A 14337-nucleotide genomic window follows, 5' to 3' on the forward strand; every position below is an offset into this window, starting at 1 on the left:
GATCATGGTGCCGACAAAGGCGGCCAGGCCGGCGCGCGCCGGCTGGCGGGCGCCGGGGGCGAGCGGCCCGGATTTACTATTACCTGAAATAGTATTTTCCATATTAATAGTCCATCCCTAAGCGAGGGTTGATCATCTTGCCGGCAGGCCAAGTTTATTGCGCACCGCCGGCCTGTCGTCAAATCATCAATATGCATCCGGACTATGGCCGGGATTCATATTTTCCCGGCGCCGTCATCGGCGGCGACGCCAGGGGAGAGGCTGTTGCTGGGCGCCGCGCTGCCTTATAGTGGGTTCATCCATCCGCATCCGGGAGCCGCAGCATGCGCATTGCCGTTTTTGACGCCAAGAATTACGACCGCCACGCGCTGGAGGCCGCCAATCAAAGCCACCGCCATCAATTGCAGTTTTTCGAGCCGCGCTTGAACCTGGACACCGTGAGCCTGGTGCAGGGGGCGGACGCGGTCTGCCCCTTCGTCAACGACAGGCTGGACGCCGCGGTGGTGGCCAAGCTGGCGGCGGCGGGAGTGAAGCTGGTGACCTTGCGCTGCGCCGGCTACAACGGCGTGGACCTGGCGGCCTGCCGCCGGCACGGCATCGCGGTGACCCGGGTGCCGGCCTATTCGCCGCACGCGGTGGCCGAGCACGCCTTCGCCTTATTGCTGGCGGTGGTGCGCCGCATCCACAAGTCCTACACCCGGGTGCGGGAGATGGATTTTTCGCTGGACGGGCTGGTGGGTTTCGATCTGCACGGCAAGACCATGGGCGTGTTGGGCGCCGGCCGCATCGGCCAGGCCACGATGTCCATCGCCCGCGGTTTCGGCATGCGGGTGCTGGCCTATGATCTGTACCCCAAAGCCGAGCTGGCGGCGAGCCTGGGCTGCGAGTTCGTGTCCCTGGACGAGATCTGGCGGCAGGCGGACGTGATCAGCCTGCATCTGCCGCTGACGGCGGAGAGCCGGCACCTGGTCAATCGCGAGACGCTGGCGCGGATGAAGCCGGGCGCGGTGTTGATCAATACCAGCCGCGGCGGCCTGATCGACACCGCCGCCTTGCTGGAGGCGCTGAAGGCCGGGCGCTTGTCCGGCGTGGGCCTGGACGTGTACGAGATGGAAGAGGGCGTGTTTTTCGAAAACTTGTCGGAAAGCGGGCTGCAGGACGATCAGCTGGCGCGGCTGCTGACCTTTCCCAATGTGCTGGTGACTTCGCACCAGGGCTTTTTGACGCGCGAGGCGCTGATGAATATCGCCGACGCCACCTTGGGCAACGCCGGCGCTTTCGAGCGGGGAGAGGCGCTGGTCAACGCCGTCTCGGCCTAGTCAGGGCAGGTCGCGGCGGAACACCCAGTTCAGTTCGCCGGAGGCGGCGGCGTCGAAGGCGTAGCCGGCGCTGTCGAAGTGCTTGAGCTGTTCCGGCTGGCTGACCTGATGCAGCGCGGCCCAGCGCGCCATCATGCCGCGCGCGCGCTTGGCGTAGAAGCTGATGATTTTGTACTGGCCGTTCTTGCGGTCCTGGAACACCGGGGTGATCAGGCTGCCGTTGAGCTTGGCGGGCTTCACCGCCTTGAAGTATTCCTCCGAGGCCAGATTCACCAGCACCGGGTCTTTTCTTTGCTCCAGCACCGCGTTCAGCGCCTGGGTGACGGTGTCGCCCCAGAACTCATACAGGTTCTTGCCGCGCGGGTTGCTCAGCCGGGTGCCCATTTCCAGCCGGTAGGGCTGCATCAGGTCCAGCGGCCGCAGCGCGCCGTAGAGTCCGGACAGGATGCGCAGATGGCTTTGCAGATAGTTCATCTGCCCCGGCTCCAGGCTGGCGGCGTTCAGGCCTTCGTAGACGTCGCCCTTGAACGCCAGCACCGCCTGTTTGGCGTTGGCCGGGCTGAACGGCGCCTGCCAGTCGTGATAGCGGCCCACGTTCAATTGCGCCAGCGCGTCGCTGATGCTCATCAGCTTGCCGATTTCCAGCGGGCTCTTGGCGCGCAGCACCTGGATCAGTTCGGCGCTGTGGTGCAGAAAGTCCGGCTGGGTGTATTGATCGGTGGCGGCGGGGGTGTCGAAGTCCAGCGTCTTGGCTGGAGAGATGACCATCAGCATGAGGCGAATCCTTGTTGAGCAACCGCCATTGTACTGGACTGAGCCGGGCTTGGCCCGTCGTCGTGACCGACGGCGCGCTTGGCTCTAGAATGCAGGCCGGGATTTGAATCTATGATGCTCTGGCAAGGAGAGGACATGCGGGTATTGGTGCAGCGGGTGCGGCAGGCGTCGGTGACGGTGGAAGGGCGCGTGAGCGGGGAGATCGGCCCCGGGCTGCTGCTGCTGGTGGGCATTGAAGAAGAGGACGGGGCGGAGGACATCGCCTGGCTGACGCGCAAGCTCAGCCAGCTGCGCATCTTCAACGACGAGGCCGGGGTGATGAACCGCTCGGTGCTGGACAGCGGCGGCGAGGTGTTGGCGGTCAGCCAGTTCACGCTGTTCGCCAGCACCAGGAAGGGCAACCGGCCGTCGTATTCGCGCGCGGCTCGGCCGGAACGGTCCAGCCCCTTGTTCGATCAGTTTGTCGCCGCGATGGCGCAGACCCTGGGCAAGCCGGTGCCCACCGGGGTGTTCGGCGCGGACATGCAAGTGGCGCTGGTCAACGACGGTCCGGTGACGATCTGGCTGGACAGCAAGACGATGGAGTGAGCGATGGAAGGCAGCCGCTGGCGGTCCTGGCGCATTCTGCTGACGCCGTATTATCTGAATCTGTACGCCCGACAGGCGCATGTGCTGCGGGTGGCCGCGGCGTTTCTGGTCGGGCTGGCCTTGAACCTGATGTTCGAGATACCGCACGGCAGCTGGATGCTGGTGACCATCCTGATCGTGCTGGGCAGCGTGCCGCACTGGGGCGGGGTGAGGCGCAAGGCCTTGCAGCGCATGGGCGGCTCCTTGCTGGGGGCGGCGGCCGGCCTGGTGGCGATGGCCTTGTACCGCCATTCCCCGCTGTCCTGCTACGCGTGGATGACGGCGCTGGTGATGCTCAGCGCCTGGTTCGCGCTGGGCAAGGGCGAGTATCTGGCGCTGCTGGTGGGCTTGACCATGGTGATCGTCGCCGGCCTGGGCAACGAGCCGGTGGAGGCGGCGCTATGGCGCGGCTTCAATGTGCTGGCCGGCTCCGTGCTGGGCCTGGTGGCCGCCGGCCTGTTTCCGCTGCGGGCGATAGACAGTTGGCGCTTTTTGCTGGCGGACAATCTGCGCGAGGCGGCCACCCTGTACAGCAAGATCGCGCGGCGGAGCGAAGTGGACGCCGGCCTGGCGCTGGAGCGCTTCAACAGCCGCTTGATCCGCATGCGCGCCCTGGTGGCCGCTGCGGTGCAGGAGTCCGGCCTGCCCGGCGCCCGCTTCGACGCCATCCAGCGGCGGCAGCGCGCCTTGTGCAGCCTGCTGGACCGGATGAGCGAGGTGGCCCAGGGCACGCCGGCCTTGAGCGACAGCGCGGAACAGCGCCGCGCCATCGTGCGCACGCTGATGCGCGCCGCCCACGGCATGCGCTTCAATCAACCGGAGATGCTGGCGGAGGCGCTGGACGAGGCGGTGAGCCCGCTGGCGCTGGACAAGCCCTCGTATTGCCACTGGCTGACCGCGGAGTTCAATCTGGTCGCCGAGCATTTGCGCGAGGAGCTGGCGCAGCTGCTGCCCTGCCTGATGCAAGTGCCGCCGCCCAGCCGCGGGGTGCTGCTGATGGTGTGGCACTGGCTGAGCAGCGCCAGCCAGGGGCGCAGCCGCTAGCGCATGAAAAAAGCCAGGGCTCGCCCTGGCTTTTTGCTTGCGTCCACGCGCTTACAGGCCCTGGATGCGCACTTTCTGGCCCGGCTGCAAGCGGGTCAGCTGGCGCGAGTCGTTCCAGCGCTGGATGTCGTTGTGGTTGACGCCGAAGCGGCGGGCGATGCTGAACAAGGTGTCGCCGCGCTGCACCACGTATTCCGCCGGCACGCTGCCGGTGGCGCGCTGGCTGGTCTGCAGGCCGCTAACTTTGAGCAAGGCGTCTTGCTGCGCCTGGCTGGCGCGGCTGTCCGCCAGCAGGGTCACGCCCTTGTCCAGAGTCTTGTTGACGTTCAGCACCTGGCCGACCAGCACGGTGTTGGAGTCCAGCTGATTGGCCGTTTTCAAATCGTCCAGGCCGAGGTTGAAGCGACGGGCGATGCTGTACAGAGTGTCGCCGGCGGCCACGGTGTAGTTGCCGTCGGCGTCGGCCACGGGCAGGGCCGCGGGCGCCGCCGCCACGAGGACGGCTTTGGCCGGAGCCGGCGAGGCTTCCGGCGCGGCCGCCAAAACCGGCGCCGGCTGGGCGGCCGCTTGCGGGGCCGGGGCCTGCGCGACCGGAGCGGTTGGCGGCACGGCCTGGGCCGAGGCCACCATTACCGCCGGCGCCGCGCGCGGCGCGTCCGCCTGCGCCAGCAAGGTGGCGCTGTCGCCGCTTTCCGGCAAGGCGGTGTCGGTGGCGTCCAGCGGACGGATGTCGCGCTGATCCTTGCTCATCGCCACCAGCACCGGCTGGCCGGCCTTGAGCGAGGTGCCGCTCAGATTGTTGGCGCTCATCAGCTGGCCGGCGCTCATGCCGTGCTCGCTGGCGATCAGGCTGACGTTGGAGTCCGCGGGCGGAGTGTAGACCTCCCAGGTCAGCAGCGGCTTGTCCCACTTGGCCAGATTGGCCTGGAATTTGTCGGCCTTGGCCGCCGGGATCAGCATCTGGCGGCCGTTTTTGTGCGCGTACACCGGCAGATTGAACGCCGGGTTCAGCTCTTTGAATTCGTTGATGGACACGCCGGCCAGCTTGGCGGCGATGTCGATGTTCATGTGCTTGCCGGTGGAGACGGCGACGAAGTAGGGCTTGTTGGGGAATTTGTCCAGACGCACGCCGAACTTGGCCGGGTCGTTGAGGATGTTGCGCACCGCCAGCAACTTGGGCGCGTAGTTGCGCGTTTCGTTGGGCATGCGGATGTTTTCGTAGCTGACTTCCTGGCCGCTGGCCTGCAGCCGGGCGATGGCGCGGGAGACGTTGCCCTCGCCCCAGTTGTAGGCGGCCAGCGCGATGTTCCAGTCGCCGAACTGCCCATAGAGGTTTTCCAGGTAGTCCAGCGCGGCGCGGGTGGCTTCGGTCACGTCGCGGCGGCCGTCGTACCACCAGGTTTGCTCCAGGCCGTACTGACGGCCGGTGGCCGGCATGAACTGCCACAGGCCGGAGGCGCCGACATGGGATTTGGCGGTGGGAACGAAGGCGCTTTCCACCAGCGGCAACAGCGCCAGCTCGGTGGGCATGCCGCGGCGCTCCACCTCGTTCATGATGTGAAACAGATATTTTCTACTGCGGTCCAGCGTGCGGCGGAAGTATTCCGGCTTGCTGGCATAAAAGCGTTCCTGGCGGCGCACGATGTCGGCGTTCACTTCCGGCAGCTGGAAGCCTTCGCGAGCGCGTTCCCAGACATTGTCGCCGTTGCGAAGCAGGCTGGAGTTCAGCAGCATCATGTCCAGGCCGGCGGCCAGGCCCTCGTCCACGCCGACGGATTGGCGAAACGCCCCGTCCGCGTGCGCGGCGGAGGCAAATAAAAAAGCAAATGACAGCGAAAGTGCCAACGGGGTGAAGCGATTCATTTGGCGGGCCCGGAATTCTGATTTCGGCTGATGCTAAACAGCCAACATAGGGGTGTCAACCAAAAAACCAAATAACTTCATGTGCTTTGCTGACATATAGGCCATGCAGACTGTCCTGCGCCAGTTATTTTTAACAGCGCCGCTCAGGATTCAGTTCCTTGTCATGGTTTTCGCGCCGCTGTGCGCTCCGCTGCGCGTCGCGACAGAGGACGCGGCGAACCGCGGATTCGGCGCGCGCGCGGCTCATGAGCGTTCCGCTTCTTTCGCTGTTCTTGCCTTGTTCCGCCCCGGCTCGCGAGACAGTAAACGCGTTTTCAGAAGCGGTTTTTCCACTCGCGCAGCGCGGAAAAGACATCCACCGCGTCGTTCAGCGGCTTGCCGCTCCAGTGCGCGGCGGACTGGCGCACCGCCGGCTCGTGCGCGCGCAGGAAGGGGTTGCTGGCGCGCTCCAGGCTGATGGTGGAGGGCAGGGTGGGCAGGTCCTGCTCGCGCAGCTTCAGGTCCCGGCTCATGCGGATGGCCAGCACCGGGTTGCCGGGCTCCACCGTCAGCGCGAAGCGCAGATTGGCCAGGGTGTACTCATGGGCCGGATAGACCTTGGTGGCGTCAGGCAGCGCGGCCAGCTTGGCCAGCGAATCGTGCATTTGCCGCGGCGTGCCCTCGAACAGCCGGCCACAGCCGGCGCCGAACAGGGTGTCGCCGCAGAACAGCGCGTCGTCGATCACATAGGCCAGGTGGTTCAGCGTGTGGCCCGGAACTTCCAGCACCGCGGCCGCGCCGAAGGAAAGCTCGACGCGGGCCCCGTCCATCACCGGTCGGGAGACCGAGGCGATGTCGGCCGGGCCGTAGACGGCGGCGTCCGGCCAGCGCGCGGACAGCTCGGCCACGCCGCCGATGTGGTCGGCGTGGTGGTGGGTGATCAGGATGGCTTCCAGCCGCAGCCCTTCCCGTTCCAGGAAGGCGGCCGCCGGCGCGGCCTCGCCCGGGTCCACCACCACGGCGCGGCCGCTGTGATGCAAAACCCAGATATAATTGTCACTGAAGGCCCCTACCGGGCTGACGGTGAATTTGGCTGGCATAAGGCTTCTCTCGATGAAGAATTCGTTTAGCGACTGGCTGTGCTCCAGCGAATTGGGATGTTATCTGCTGGAGCGGGAGCAGGCTTATTTCGACCGCGCCGTCGCCGACGTGTTCGGCTTTCATGCGGTGCAGCTGGGTTTGCCGGAAGTCGATTTCCTGCGCGCCAACCGCATTCCCTGGCAGTGCCGCGTCGCGGACTCCGGGCCGGCGCAGATCCGCTGCGCTCCGGAACAACTGCCGTTCGAGAGCCGCAGCCTGGACCTGCTGGTGATGCCGCATGTGCTGGATTTTACCACCGTGCCGCATCAGGTACTGCGCGAAGCCGAGCGCGTGCTGATGCCGGAGGGCCGGCTGATCCTCACCGGCTTCAATCCGGTGTCGCTGTGGGGCGTGCGCCGGCTGATCCAGGGGCGCGAGAACGCGCCGTGGAGCGGCAATTTCCTGTCGCTGGTGCGCATCAAGGACTGGCTGACCCTGCTGGAGCTGGAGCCCGCCAGCGGAGGCTTCATGGGCTACGCGCCGCCGTTCTCCCGCTGCGACTGGGTGCAGCGCTTCCGCTTCATGGAGCGGGCCGGAGACCGCTGGTGGCCGCTGGCCGCCGGCGTGTACGGCATCGAGGCGATCAAGCGTCAGCGCGGCATGCGCTTGATCCTGCCCAACTGGAAGCAGGGCAAGGCCAAGGCCGGCCTGGCGGTGGCGGCCGGCAACGAGCGTCATCACAGCCACCGGGAACCATGAGACAACACAGCAAGCGGGGCGAGAGCCCCGGCAATGACGAGACAGCATGACGACTGAAGACAAGGTAGAGATGTATACCGACGGCGCCTGCAAGGGCAATCCGGGGCCGGGCGGCTGGGGCGCTTTGCTGCGCTTCAAAGGCAAGGAAAAGGAAGTGTGCGGCGGCGAGGCCAACACCACCAACAACCGCATGGAGTTGCTGGCGGTGATCAAGGGCCTGTCCACCCTGAACCGGCCGTGCCGGGTGGTGGTGTACACCGACTCCCAATACGTGCAAAAGGGCATTTCCGAGTGGATACACGGCTGGAAGGCGCGCGGCTGGAAGACCGCGGCCAAGGAGCCGGTGAAGAACGCCGATCTGTGGCAGCAGCTGGACGCCGAACGCAACCGCCACCTGCATGTGGAGTGGCGTTGGGTCAAAGGCCACGCCGGCCATGAATTCAACGAACGGGCCGATCAACTGGCCAACCGCGGCGTAGAGCTGGCCTGAGCCGGCCGCGCCCGCCCTTCCTCGGAATTCAGAGCGGCGCCGCCGACGGCGGCCGTCGCCAGGACAGCGCATGAGACAAATCATTCTCGATACCGAAACCACCGGTCTCGAACACGCCCAAGGCCATCGCATCATCGAATTCGCCGGCCTGGAAATGATCAACCGCAAGCTCACCGGCAAGCATTTGCATCTTTACATCCACCCGGAGCGAGACATCGATCCGGACGCCCAGCGCGTGCACGGCATCTCGCTGGAGTTCCTGGAAGGCAAGCCCAAGTTCCGCGAGGTGGCCGAGGAAATGGCCGACTTCCTGCGCGACGCGGAATTGATCATCCACAACGCGCCGTTTGACGTCGGCTTCCTCAACGCCGAGTTCGAACGGGTAGGCCTGCCGTCGATCAAGAACCTGTGCGCCAATGTGATTGACACCCTGCGCGAGGCGCGCGACCAGTTCCCCGGCAAGCGCAACAGCCTGGACGCCTTGTGCGACCGCTTCGAGATCGACCGCTCCAACCGCACCTTGCACGGCGCGCTGGTGGACTGCGAACTGCTGTCCGAAGTCTATCTGTGGATGACCCGCGGCCAGGAAAGCCTGGTGATGGACATCGACGTCGATCTGCCCGGCGGCCAGCACGGCGCGATGGATTTCGAACGCAAGCCGCTGATCGTCAAGCGCGCCAACGAGCAGGAGCTGGCCGATCACCAGAGCTATCTGAACGATCTGGACAAGTCGGTGAAGGGCAGCTGCCTGTGGCGCAGCCTGGAGACGCCGGCCGGAGAGGGCGCGTGAGCCGCTATCTGGCCTTGGTGCCGGCCGCCGGCCACGGCAGCCGCTTCGGCGCGCCCAGCCCCAAGCAATACCTGCAATTGAACGGCAGGCCCTTGATGTGGCACACCCTGCAGGCGCTGGCCGCGGTGCCCGCCGTGGAGACGGTGGCGGTGGTGATCTCTCCTTGCGACGAGTGGTTCGACGATTTCGACTGGGACATCCCCAAGCTGCAAGTGCTGCGCGTGGGCGGCGTCAGCCGCGCCGAGAGCGTGCGCAACGGCCTGGAGGCGCTGGACTGCGCCGACGACGACTGGGTGCTGGTGCACGACGCCGCGCGCTGCTGTCTGACCGCGGACGCGGTGGAGCGGCTGCTGGCCGAGGTGGGCGACGATCCGGTGGGCGGCCTGCTGGCCCTGCCGGTGCCGGACACCGTCAAGCGCGCCGACGCCGAACAGCGCGTGGCGGTCACTGTCTCGCGCGCCGGCCTGTGGCTGGCGCAAACCCCGCAGATGTTCCGTCACGGCAAATTGCGGGAAGCGCTGCAAGGCGGCGACCTGGCGGACGTGACCGACGAGGCCTCCGCGATAGAGCGCTGCGGCGGCAAGCCGCGGCTGGTGGAGGGCGACGCCCAGAATTTCAAAGTGACTTATCCGCGCGATCTGGCCTTGGCGCGCGCGGTGCTGGCGGCAAGAAAGGATTGATATGTTTCGAGTTGGACAGGGCTACGACGTGCATCAGCTGGTGGCCGACCGGCCGCTGATTCTGGGCGGCGTGCTGATTCCGCACGACAAGGGCCTGCTGGGCCACTCCGACGCCGACGCCTTGCTGCACGCGATCACCGACGCGCTGCTGGGCGCGGCGGCGTTGGGCGACATCGGCCGCCATTTCCCCGACACCGCCGCCGAATTCAAGGGCGCGGACAGCCGCGCGCTGCTGCGCGAAGCGGTCAAGCGCGTGCGCGCCGCCGGCTGGCGGCCGGTGAACGTGGACAGCACGCTGATCGCGCAGCAGCCCAAGCTGGCTTTGCACATAGACGCGATGCGCGCCAATGTCGCCGCGGACCTGGGCCTGGAACTGGACGCGGTCAACGTCAAGGGCAAGACCAACGAGAAGCTGGGCTATCTGGGCCGCTGCGAGGCGATAGAGGCGCAAGCCGTCTGCCTGCTGGCGCCGGCGTGAAACCGGGCCGCACCGCGGTGCGCGGCTCGAGATTCTAGATTGATGACAGGTGTCTGGCGGACCGCCCCGTGCCATAATCCGCCCGGCGCAATACCATCCCAACACAGGAGGCATTACCATGTTGACTCAGGACCAGCTGAAGCTTGCCGTGGCCAAGAAGGCCATTGAATTCGTGCCGGACGATTGCATCGTCGGCGTCGGCACCGGCAGCACCGTCAATCTGTTCATCGAAGAGCTGGCCGCGATCAAGGGCCGCATCCGCGGCGCGGTGTCCAGCTCCGACGCCTCCACCGCCCGCCTCAAGGCCCACCACATCCCGGTGTTCGACCTCAACGAAGTGGACTCGCTGCAGGTCTACATCGACGGCGCCGATGAAATCAACCACCACCTGCACATGATCAAGGGCGGCGGCGCCGCGCTGACCCGCGAGAAGATCGTCGCCAGCGTGGCCGAGCAGTTCATCTGCATCGCAGACGAAACCAAATACGTCGCCATGCTGGGCGGCTTCCCGTTGCCGATCGAAGTCATCCCGATGGCGCGCAGCTATGTGGCGCGCGAGCTGGTCAAGCTGGGCGGCCACCCCGAGCTGCGTCAGGGCGTGACCACCGACAACGGCAACGTGATCCTGGACGTGCACGGCTTGAAGATCCAAAAGCCGGTGGAGCTGGAAGAGATCATCAACCACCTGGCCGGCGTGGTCACCTGCGGTCTGTTCGCGCGCCGCCGCGCCGACGTGCTGGTGTTGGGACGTCAGAGCGGCGTCGAAGAAATCCGTTAACGGCCAGTGCAAAGTCCCGACGGCGCATGCCTGCCTCTGAACAGGCTTGCGCCGCCCGCGGGCGGGCAGATGAATTGTCACATCGTCGTCATCTGCCCGCATTAACATAGCGTTTTTTGACAGGTTTTGGTTTGGGGCAGACATGGCAGAGCATATTTCCAAACAGTTCGATATGGAGCTGGAAACCATCCGCACCCGCGTCCTGCAGATGGGCGGACTGGTGGAGCAGCAGATTTTGTCCGCGGTGGAAGCCCTGCTGGCCGGCGACATTGAAAAGCTGGACAAGGTGATTGCCGAGGACGCGCTGGTCAACGCGATGGAAGTCACCATCGACGACGATTGCCTGCACATCATCGCCCGCCGCCAGCCGGCCGCCAGCGACCTGCGCATCGTGTTCACCGTGATCAAGGTGATCACCGATCTGGAGCGCATCGGCGACGAAGCCAAGAAGATCGCGCGCATGGGCAAGACCATCTATCAGTCGGAGCGCTACCAGGTGCCGCGCTTCCGCGAGATCGAGAAAATGGCGGACGTGGCGCTGGGCATGCTGCGCCGCGCGCTGGACGCCTTCGCCCGGCTGGACACCAGCGCCGCGCTGGAACTGGCCGAGGCCGACCAGGAACTGGACGAGGACTTCGCCGCCGAACTGCGCCAGCTGATCACCTTCATGATGGAAGACCCGCGCACCATCAGCATGTCCATCGACACCCTGTTCATCTCCAAGGCGATAGAGCGCATCGGCGACCACGCCACCAATATTTCCGAATACGTGGTCTACCTGGTCAAGGGCAAGGACATCCGCCACACCACGCTGGAAACCAAGAAGCGCGAAACCCTGGGCTGAGCCCGGCCGCGCCGGCCACGGCGACTGGACATGACGGTTTGACTAAAATGGCGGTAACATTCGGTGTTGCCGCCATTGTTGCGTCCGGCGTCCATGCCAGTCCCGGCGATCCAAACTGACGATGAATCCCCCCGTTGCCGCCGGCGCCGCCGCGCGGGCGCGGGCCCTGACAAAGAGAGAAGGGGTGTCTTTGACACTGACCACGCCCCCCAATAACGTGCTCGCCACCATCGATATGGGCTCCAACAGCTTCCGCCTGCAAGTGTCGCGGGTGGTGGACGACCAGCTGTACGCGCTGGACGTGATGAAGGAGACCGTGCGCCTGGGCGCCGGGCTGACCGCCGACAAACAGCTGGACCAGGAAACCCAGGACAAGGCGCTGGCCTGTCTCGCCCGCTTCGGCGAGCGCCTGCGCGGCTTCACCCCGGCGCAAGTGCGCGCCGTGGGCACCAACACCCTGCGGGTGGCCAAGAACGCGGCGGACTTCATCGCCAAGGCCGAACCGCTGCTGGGCTTTCCCATCGAAGTGATCGCCGGTCGCGAAGAAGCGCGGCTGATCTATCTGGGCGCCGCCCACTCGCTGCCGGACACCAAGGAAAGGCGCATGGTGGTGGACATCGGCGGCGGCTCCACCGAATTCATCATCGGCAGCCATTACAAGGCGCTGGTCACCGAAAGCCTGCCCCTGGGCTGCGTCAGCTACACCTTGCGCTATTTCGGCGACGGCAAGCTGACCCAGGTCAATTTCCGGGACGCCATCCTGGCCGCGCGCAATGAGATCCAGCGCATCGCCCACCAATACCAGCGCGAGGAATGGCAGCTGGCGGTGGGCACCTCCGGCACCGCGCGCTCCTTGCGCGACGTGCTGGAAATCAACGACTGGAGCACGGCCGACATCACCCTGGCCGGCATGGAAAAGCTCAAGGCGCTGCTGATCCGCCAGGGCAGCATCGCCGCCATCGACGTCAACGGCCTCAAGGCCGACCGCGCGCCGGTGCTGGCCGGCGGCCTCGCCATCATGATCGCGGTGTTCCAGGAGCTGGCCATCGACAAGATGACGGTGGCGGAAGGCGCTTTGCGCGACGGCGTGCTATACGATCTATTGGGCCGCCAGCGTGAAAAGGATATGCGCGATACCACCGTCACCCAGTTCAAGCGCCGCTACCATGTGGACACCGCCCAGGCCGAGCGCGTCACCGCGCTGGCCGAGCGCCTGTACCGGATGGTGGCCGGCGAGGACGTGGACCAGGCCATGCTCAAGCGCCTGCTGTGGGCGGCCAAGCTGCACGAGATCGGGCTGACCATCTCGCACACCGCCTATCACAAGCACTCCTCATACATTCTGCAGCACGCCGACATGCCCGGCTTCTCCAAGCGCGAGCAGGCCACGCTGGCCGCCATCGTGCTGGGCCACCGCGGCGACATGGGCAAGATGCGCCAGTACATGGAAGACGCCAGCCTGTGGCAGGCGGTGGTGGCGCTGCGGCTGGCGGTGCTGTTCCACCGCAGCCGCAACAGCATCGCGCTGCCGGAAATGCTGGACCTGCGCCAGCACGCCACCGGCTTCGCGCTGACGCTGAACAAGGTCTGGCTGAAAGGCAGCCCGCTGACCGCCAGCGGCTTCAAGCAGGAGATCGGCCAGTGGAAGAACGTCGGCTTCGTGCTCGACATCGTGCAAGTGTGAGCCGCCCATGCGCCACGCCACGCTGAAAAAACGCATACCCACGCTGGGCGAGGCGCCCGGCACCCTGCTGTCGGTGGGCGAGGCCAAACTGCCGGAGGCCTCGATCTCGCTGTTCGAATACGGGCCTGAGCAATTGCAGGAAACCGTGTTCCAGACCGTGGCGGAGGGCCTGGCCCATCAGCCCGGCGGCGGCGTGCTGTGGCTCAACGTCTACGGCCTGCACCAGCCCGAGGTGATGCGCGCCATCGGCCAGCGTTTCGGCCTGCACTCCCTGGTGCTGGAAGACATCATGAACGCGCGGCAGCGCCCCAAGGTGGAGGACTACGGCGATTACCTGTTCGTCGCCAGCCGGGTGTTCGACTATCACCAGCACAGCGAAAACGGGGCGGGGCGTTTGCTGTCGGACCAGATCTACCTGGTCATCGGCCGCCGCTTCGTGCTGAGTTTCCAGGAGCGTCCCACCGGCGTGTTCGAAGAAGTGCGCGAACGGCTGCGCCGCGGCCGCGGCCTGCTGCGCCACAAGGACGCCGACTACCTGGGCTACTCCTTGCTGGACGCGATGATAGACGACTACTTCGGCGTGCTCACCGAGTTCAACGAAAAAGTGGAGCGCATGGACACCATGCTGCTGCGCGGCCGCGACCAGGGCGTGCTGCTGCAGATCCAGCGGCTGAAGCGCGACTGCCTGAAGTTGCGCCGAGCGCTGATGCCGATGCGCGAAATGCTGATCTCGCTGAACCGCGGCGAACACGGCTTCTTCAAGCCGGAGACCCTGGTCTATCTGCGCGACGCCTACGACCACACCATGCATGTGATCGAATCGCTGGAAATGTCGCGCGAGATGGTGGGCGACATGCTGGACCTTTATCTGTCCACCCAGTCCCATAGGCTCAACCTGCAAATGCGGGTGCTCACCGTCTTGACCATGATCTTCATGCCGCTGACGCTGATCGCCGGCATCTACGGCATGAACTTCGAATACATGCCGGAACTGAAATGGCATTACGGCTATCACCTGGTGCTGGTGGCGATGCTGGGCATCGCCGGCGGGCTGGGGTGGTTGTTCTGGAAGCGGCGCTGGCTTTAATAACCCGGTCAAAGTCCGCTGCGCGTCGGCGATACGGCGTTGAAACCGGCTTCGAAATGCT

General features: G+C 65.6%; 15 protein-coding genes. 12 read left to right on the plus strand and 3 right to left on the minus strand.

What is annotated here, in order from left to right; translation table 11 throughout:
• The first annotated feature begins 323 nt into the window (after positions 1–323).
• Complete coding sequence (locus JW897_RS15055) at positions 324–1319, plus strand: 2-hydroxyacid dehydrogenase (protein WP_048412477.1); 996 nt, start codon at positions 324–326, stop codon at positions 1317–1319.
• On the opposite strand, the gene yaaA is transcribed toward JW897_RS15055, so the two are convergent.
• Positions 1320–2093, minus strand: coding sequence for a peroxide stress protein YaaA (gene yaaA / locus JW897_RS15060; RefSeq protein ID WP_048412478.1), 774 nt, complete (start codon positions 2091–2093; stop codon positions 1320–1322). It abuts the gene before it with no gap.
• Between the two features lie 135 nt (positions 2094–2228).
• Between yaaA and dtd the strand changes: the two genes are divergently transcribed.
• Together dtd and JW897_RS15070 are read left to right on the plus strand one after the other, a co-directional pair.
• Positions 2229–2681: a D-aminoacyl-tRNA deacylase gene (gene dtd, locus JW897_RS15065; RefSeq protein ID WP_048412479.1), complete on the plus strand. Its 453-nt coding sequence runs from the start codon at positions 2229–2231 to the stop codon at positions 2679–2681.
• Between the two features lie 3 nt (positions 2682–2684).
• The gene (locus JW897_RS15070) at positions 2685–3764 is read left to right on the plus strand and encodes an FUSC family protein (RefSeq protein WP_205466810.1); all 1080 of its coding nucleotides are present in this window, start codon (positions 2685–2687) and stop codon (positions 3762–3764) included.
• Positions 3765–3815: 51 nt separating this feature from the next.
• Here the strand turns inward: JW897_RS15070 and JW897_RS15075 are convergent, their stop codons facing one another.
• Both JW897_RS15075 and gloB read right to left on the minus strand, forming a co-directional pair.
• Positions 3816–5627 (minus strand): LysM peptidoglycan-binding domain-containing protein, encoded by a 1812-nt coding sequence (locus JW897_RS15075; RefSeq protein ID WP_048412480.1) that lies wholly within the window; start codon positions 5625–5627, stop codon positions 3816–3818.
• Positions 5628–5941: 314 nt separating this feature from the next.
• Complete coding sequence (gene gloB, locus JW897_RS15080) at positions 5942–6706, minus strand: hydroxyacylglutathione hydrolase (protein WP_205466811.1); 765 nt, start codon at positions 6704–6706, stop codon at positions 5942–5944.
• Between the two features lie 13 nt (positions 6707–6719).
• On the opposite strand from gloB, the gene JW897_RS15085 reads away from it, so the two are divergent.
• The 9 genes from JW897_RS15085 (at position 6720) to corA (ending at position 14276) form a co-directional block, all read left to right on the plus strand.
• Entirely contained in the window at positions 6720–7445 is a 726-nt protein-coding gene (locus tag JW897_RS15085; RefSeq protein ID WP_205466812.1) for a class I SAM-dependent methyltransferase, read from the plus strand.
• 46 nt (positions 7446–7491) lie between these two features.
• A complete protein-coding gene (gene rnhA, locus JW897_RS15090; protein WP_205466813.1) occupies positions 7492–7935 on the plus strand; it encodes a ribonuclease HI in 444 nt (147 codons plus the stop codon).
• A gap of 70 nt (positions 7936–8005) precedes the next feature.
• Positions 8006–8725, plus strand: coding sequence for a DNA polymerase III subunit epsilon (gene dnaQ / locus JW897_RS15095; RefSeq protein WP_205466814.1), 720 nt, complete (start codon positions 8006–8008; stop codon positions 8723–8725).
• A complete protein-coding gene (ispD, locus tag JW897_RS15100) occupies positions 8722–9405 on the plus strand; it encodes a 2-C-methyl-D-erythritol 4-phosphate cytidylyltransferase (RefSeq protein WP_205466815.1) in 684 nt (227 codons plus the stop codon). The genes dnaQ and ispD overlap by 4 nt, the downstream gene beginning before the upstream one ends.
• Before the next feature lies 1 nt (position 9406).
• Entirely contained in the window at positions 9407–9883 is a 477-nt protein-coding gene (gene ispF / locus JW897_RS15105; RefSeq protein WP_205466816.1) for a 2-C-methyl-D-erythritol 2,4-cyclodiphosphate synthase, read from the plus strand.
• 118 nt (positions 9884–10001) lie between these two features.
• Positions 10002–10661, plus strand: a complete 660-nt coding sequence (gene rpiA / locus JW897_RS15110; RefSeq protein WP_048412487.1) for a ribose-5-phosphate isomerase RpiA — start codon at positions 10002–10004, stop codon at positions 10659–10661.
• Between the two features lie 142 nt (positions 10662–10803).
• On the plus strand, positions 10804–11505 hold the full coding sequence (phoU, locus tag JW897_RS15115) for a phosphate signaling complex protein PhoU (RefSeq protein ID WP_048412488.1): 702 nt from the start codon (positions 10804–10806) through the stop codon (positions 11503–11505).
• Positions 11506–11701: 196 nt separating this feature from the next.
• A complete protein-coding gene (gene ppx, locus JW897_RS15120) occupies positions 11702–13189 on the plus strand; it encodes an exopolyphosphatase (protein ID WP_476727391.1) in 1488 nt (495 codons plus the stop codon).
• A 7-nt stretch (positions 13190–13196) separates the two neighbouring features.
• Complete coding sequence (corA, locus tag JW897_RS15125; RefSeq protein ID WP_048412489.1) at positions 13197–14276, plus strand: magnesium/cobalt transporter CorA; 1080 nt, start codon at positions 13197–13199, stop codon at positions 14274–14276.
• Positions 14277–14337: the final 61 nt, after the last annotated feature.

The organism is Chromobacterium alkanivorans, from assembly GCF_016937655.1.
GTDB lineage: Bacteria > Pseudomonadota > Gammaproteobacteria > Burkholderiales > Chromobacteriaceae > Chromobacterium > Chromobacterium alkanivorans.

Excerpts from the sequence above, each read along its gene's own strand:
- JW897_RS15055 (WP_048412477.1), top strand. The coding sequence starts at position 324 with ATGCGCATTGCCGTTTTTGACGCCAAGAATTACGACCGCCACGCGCTG.
- yaaA (WP_048412478.1), bottom strand. The coding sequence starts at position 2,093 with ATGCTGATGGTCATCTCTCCAGCCAAGACGCTGGACTTCGACACCCCC.
- dtd (WP_048412479.1), top strand. The coding sequence starts at position 2,229 with ATGCGGGTATTGGTGCAGCGGGTGCGGCAGGCGTCGGTGACGGTGGAA.
- JW897_RS15070 (WP_205466810.1), top strand. The coding sequence starts at position 2,685 with ATGGAAGGCAGCCGCTGGCGGTCCTGGCGCATTCTGCTGACGCCGTAT.
- JW897_RS15075 (WP_048412480.1), bottom strand. The coding sequence starts at position 5,627 with ATGAATCGCTTCACCCCGTTGGCACTTTCGCTGTCATTTGCTTTTTTA.
- gloB (WP_205466811.1), bottom strand. The coding sequence starts at position 6,706 with ATGCCAGCCAAATTCACCGTCAGCCCGGTAGGGGCCTTCAGTGACAAT.
- JW897_RS15085 (WP_205466812.1), top strand. The coding sequence starts at position 6,720 with ATGAAGAATTCGTTTAGCGACTGGCTGTGCTCCAGCGAATTGGGATGT.
- rnhA (WP_205466813.1), top strand. The coding sequence starts at position 7,492 with ATGACGACTGAAGACAAGGTAGAGATGTATACCGACGGCGCCTGCAAG.
- dnaQ (WP_205466814.1), top strand. The coding sequence starts at position 8,006 with ATGAGACAAATCATTCTCGATACCGAAACCACCGGTCTCGAACACGCC.
- ispF (WP_205466816.1), top strand. The coding sequence starts at position 9,407 with ATGTTTCGAGTTGGACAGGGCTACGACGTGCATCAGCTGGTGGCCGAC.
- rpiA (WP_048412487.1), top strand. The coding sequence starts at position 10,002 with ATGTTGACTCAGGACCAGCTGAAGCTTGCCGTGGCCAAGAAGGCCATT.
- phoU (WP_048412488.1), top strand. The coding sequence starts at position 10,804 with ATGGCAGAGCATATTTCCAAACAGTTCGATATGGAGCTGGAAACCATC.
- corA (WP_048412489.1), top strand. The coding sequence starts at position 13,197 with ATGCGCCACGCCACGCTGAAAAAACGCATACCCACGCTGGGCGAGGCG.